Here is a 4,237-nt window from a genome sequence, read left to right on the forward strand (position 1 = left end):
ACCAGGTCAAGTCAGGCGTCGTCACCCAGGTGCTGCACAATGCGCCGGGTTCGATTGAGCTGTGGGCCTTCTCCACGACACCGAAAGACACGGCTCTGCGCCGACGGCTGTACCGTCACATGAAGCCGGCCACTGCGCGCAAGATTCTTTCCAAGGCGTTTCCAGCCGGAACCGCCGAAGCGTATCTGGAGCAGCGCGAGAAGGAACTGACTGAGAGCGAGTCAGATGGCGTCATCGACATTGTGGCCAGCGAGCTGATGGCGAAGTACCAGGCAGATATTCAAGCGGAAAGGATGGAAGCATGAGCGAAGGCAAGAAGCCGGGCGTCTGGCGCAGGGTCGGGAGGGCGGTGAATCCCTTTTCGCCTGTTGTCTCGATGAAGAAGACGATGAGCAGCGGCTGGCAAACGATTCAGGAGCTGCAGGCCGAACTGGCGAACCAGCGTCGCAACCCACGGGTGCGCACCTTCCGCGAGGCCATGTCGGCGCGCGCCGCTGATGCCGTGCCGCTGGAGGATATCCAGCGCAGCTGCTTAACGAATCGGCGCATTGCGCTCGCCTTCGGCTTCCTGGCCCTCGTGTACACGGTCGCGAGTCTGGTACCAGGAAATCTGTTCGGGGCGTTGACCGGCCTGCTGTTCACCATTCTCTGCGTGATTCTCGCGACGCGATACTCGCACCGGTCGTGGCAGATCGACATGGGGCAGGCGTCTCCCGATGAACCGCTTCCCGGTGTTCTTGACTTTCTGCATAGCAAGGGCCTCGCGCGGAAAGTATTGGATCCGAAGCTGTTCGATTAGGCGTATTCTTACGTATCGTCATCCTTATACATAACAGAGGCATGTGATGAGCCTTTTCTCGCGTGCGCTGGTCCGAACAGCCAGCATATTCGCTGTCCTTCTGGTCAGCTCGGCGTCAATTGCACAGACGTCTGTAGGGGAGATCCAGAACGCAGCCAATCGATCTGGCGACAAGTCCATGGCGCTACTCGAGATGGTATTCGGCAGCATTGTTCGGAACCCACTCTCGGCCTCGGGTGGTGCTGGGGGCGGGATGCTTGCGAACATGTTCCTCGTCATCACGTCCTGCATCCTGGCTGTTGGCGTGATCTGGGCGATCTACCATTTCGCTACCAGCATGATCGCCACTGGCCAGGACGGCGAGTTCCTGGGACAAAAGAAATCGTCACCATGGTTCATGATTCGCATGGTGATCGGCTTCTGCTCCCTGGTTCCGATCTTCGGCGGCTACTGCGGTGCGCAGGTCGTCATGCTCTGGGGCACGATGATGGGCGTAGGGGTTGCGAACCTCACGCAGGACGCTACCATCGCGGTGCTCAAGTCAGGCGGATCCATGGTCGCAACGCCTGCATCCCCAGCGGCCAATACGCTCGCCCAGTCACTGTTTGAAGCGAATCTCTGTGGTGAGTCGGTGAATATTGCCATTGCACAGATGCCAGCCGAGGGCGGGGTAAGTGCTGATGCCGCGGAGCGATTCGCACCTTCGATCTCCAGCAAGAGCATCAATATTGTGAATGGCCGGGGGCAGTCGTGCGGCGGCGCGAAGCTGGAGTTGCCCCAACCAGTAGCCATGTCGGCTGGGGCGGAAAGCATTGCCGGCTATGGGCTCGACGCCTCGACCCTATTCAGCCCTATGCAGGCCGCCCATGAGTCCGGTCTGTCCGCGATGCAGTCGACCCTAAGCGGGCTGGCTCAGCAGTATGCGAGCGCGGTGAACAATGGCAGCTCTCCACCAGACGTGAGCGGCGCACTCAGCTCGGCGGCACAGGCTTACGAGAACACAATTCGCCAGGCCATCGCCGGCTCGCGTGGCTCCATTGATGCGCTAACCAGTCGTATCGAGCAGAACCTCAAGCGCGACGGCTGGATCATGACAGGGGCCTGGTACCAGACCTTCGCTCAAGCAAACGCGCAAGCCACTGCATTGGCAAACGCTACGGCGTCCGGCGTGGCCGGCACAGATCCGAACAACCTGGCTTACCCGCAGCTGTATCGGAAGGTCTTGACCGCATATCAGCAGCAGCGAGCAATGGATGGGTCCAATGCTTCGACAAGCGCGAACGCCGTCGCCGCATTGAAGACGGGATCCACGGACGCGAAAGGCTTTGTTGCCAGCATCTTCAGCGGGCAAGAATGGGTCAAAGCCGCCATCAACCTGAACGGGAACAACGGTGGCGGCGGAGCAACCAACCCGATGATCGGGATGAAGAATCTTGGCGACTCTATCCTGATGGGTGGATGGGTGGCGCTGGGAACTTATACAGCCATCAAGGGCGGTTTCGCAGCCTCAGATTCGACCCTCGGGAAGGCCGTAACAGCCGTAGTAGACGTGGTCACGTTTGGAGCGGCGGGCACTCTCAAGAAAGCCGCAGGGGGCGTCCTCGAAGCCTTGGGGCCCTTCATCATTGTCGCGCTGCTTTCGCTGTTCTTCTTTGGCGCGATGCTGTCTATCTATATCCCGATGGTGCCGTTCATCATCTGGTTTGGTGGCGTCACGTCATGGTATGCCGTGGTCGGAGAGGCTCTAATCGCGTCACCCCTCTGGGGCATTACGCATCTGGATGGTGATGGCGAAGGTCTCGGGCAGCGGTCGACGCATGGCTATATCTTCCTGCTGAATGTCCTCTTTCGGCCCGCTCTGATGATGATCGGCTTCGCCCTCGGCGGGGCGGGCGTCATTGTGCTGGGAACGCTGTTAAACACGATGTTTGGCGTCGCCATGGCCAACGCACAGTTCGATAGTACAACAGGCCTGGTGAGCATCATTGGCTTCATCGCGCTGTACATTTCGCTATGCCTGGGACTCATCCACGGATGCTTCAATCTGATCCATGTCGTCCCCGACCAGGTGTTCTCGTGGGTTGGTGGGCACATGGCTGGACAACTCGGTCGCGATACAGATGATAGAGCGAAACAAGTCTTTGTCGGTGGCCTGGCAACAGGTAAGGATGCAGCGCGGAATTCGATAGGTGCTATGGCTCGTCCGCCTCGGGCTGCGCCTGGTCCGAAGCCGCCGAAAGTCTCGACCGAGGCATCGTCTAAGCCACCATCGTACTGATTCTTCTCCATTCCCCATGGCTCGCAAATGCGAGCCATTCTTTTTCCGTAAGTCGGGCGCGCCCGCGACGAAGCAGCTGCCGAGATCCGTTGCGCCCTGGTGTGTCGTGGCCCGATCCTGGCTTGTCATGCATAGGCCGTTTCCCATCGGCGTCGAGGCCGCTTGTTGCCTCAAGTGAGCAAGCCACGAGGCCCAAAACAAAATGGCGAGCTATCGGCTCGCCATTCCCTCCCCTCAGTTGGATTCGCGCGTCAGGACGCTTTACGTCCTTCAAGGGCCTCGTAGTACGCCGCATCACCAAGAGCCTGACGATTCTTCTGCACCAAGAGGTAGTTGCGGGGGTCTACCCGTGCCAGCTCGGCCAGCGCGGCGTCTTTGACAGCGCCAACGGCCTTCTCGCGAGCTTGGGCTTCGCGAAGCTGTTGCTCGAGCCGGTGAGCGTAGGCGGCCCATTCATCGGCAGCCTGTGCGTTGGCATTCGCGACTCGCGCATTTGCCCTCGCTTGCCCCATGAACAGCATATCCATCGCCATTTTTTACCTCGCCGTGTATACGTTGAGGCTCAATATATCGGACGTACAGGCGACCACGCAAGCTGATTTAGCGCGTGGCCGGCCTTAGTTAGTCCGAGGGCGCGGTCGAGGGCTCCTTGAGTCAAAACCTTGCTCGGCTGGCCGTCCTTCCTATGATGACCGCAGGAGTTGGTCAGAACCCTATATCTATCTGGTCATCGAGGCCGGCGAAACTGTGGGCAGCCGCCGACCGGTGGGGAAGGGCAGGGCAACCCGTAGGGTTGTCCTGTGCTTCTCCACGGGGAACCGCGCAGCGGTTAGGCGGGAACCCGCGAAGCGGGCTGTCCATAGTTTCGTCGGGCAAGTCCCGCACGAAAGGTTTTCCACAGCGATGAGCAGGTTAACTACAGGTGAGATATAGGTAAACCATAAAGGCAAAAATACAGGCACTACAGGGTATACCTGCCAAGCCGCCGCCAGCTTGGCTTTGCAGGCAGTTGGTGCGACCAATTCACCTCAGAAGCGCGACCATTTCACCCACGTAGCGCGACTATTTCACCCCAACGCCTGCGACCATTTCACCCCAATTAGCGCGACCATTTCACCCAGGATAACTTTGATTATCCACAGGCTTTATCCACATAATAT

Annotated in this window: 4 protein-coding genes; 3 read left to right on the forward strand and 1 reads right to left on the reverse strand. The window is 59.1% G+C overall.

The genetic code is table 11. The annotated features are described in order from the left end of the window. The 3 genes from E1J61_RS37685 to E1J61_RS36570 all read left to right on the forward strand — a co-directional run. Positions 1 to 305: hypothetical protein (locus E1J61_RS37685; protein ID WP_165971632.1), on the forward strand; the 305-nt coding region annotated here is incomplete at its 5' end. After that, a complete protein-coding gene (locus tag E1J61_RS36565; protein ID WP_133098619.1) occupies positions 302 to 799 on the forward strand; it encodes a hypothetical protein in 498 nt (165 codons plus the stop codon). The genes E1J61_RS37685 and E1J61_RS36565, both read left to right, overlap by 4 nt. A gap of 178 nt (positions 800 to 977) precedes the next feature. Then, positions 978 to 3,077 (forward strand): DotA/TraY family protein, encoded by a 2,100-nt coding sequence (locus E1J61_RS36570; RefSeq protein ID WP_243737130.1) that lies wholly within the window; start codon positions 978 to 980, stop codon positions 3,075 to 3,077. A gap of 251 nt (positions 3,078 to 3,328) precedes the next feature. On the opposite strand, the gene E1J61_RS36575 is transcribed toward E1J61_RS36570, so the two are convergent. Beyond that, a complete protein-coding gene (locus tag E1J61_RS36575) occupies positions 3,329 to 3,604 on the reverse strand; it encodes a hypothetical protein (RefSeq protein ID WP_243737131.1) in 276 nt (91 codons plus the stop codon). Between the last annotated feature and the right edge of the window lie 633 nt (positions 3,605 to 4,237).

Origin of the sequence: Cupriavidus sp. L7L (assembly GCF_004353535.1) — a bacterium.
In the GTDB taxonomy this organism is placed as follows: domain Bacteria; phylum Pseudomonadota; class Gammaproteobacteria; order Burkholderiales; family Burkholderiaceae; genus Cupriavidus; species Cupriavidus oxalaticus_A.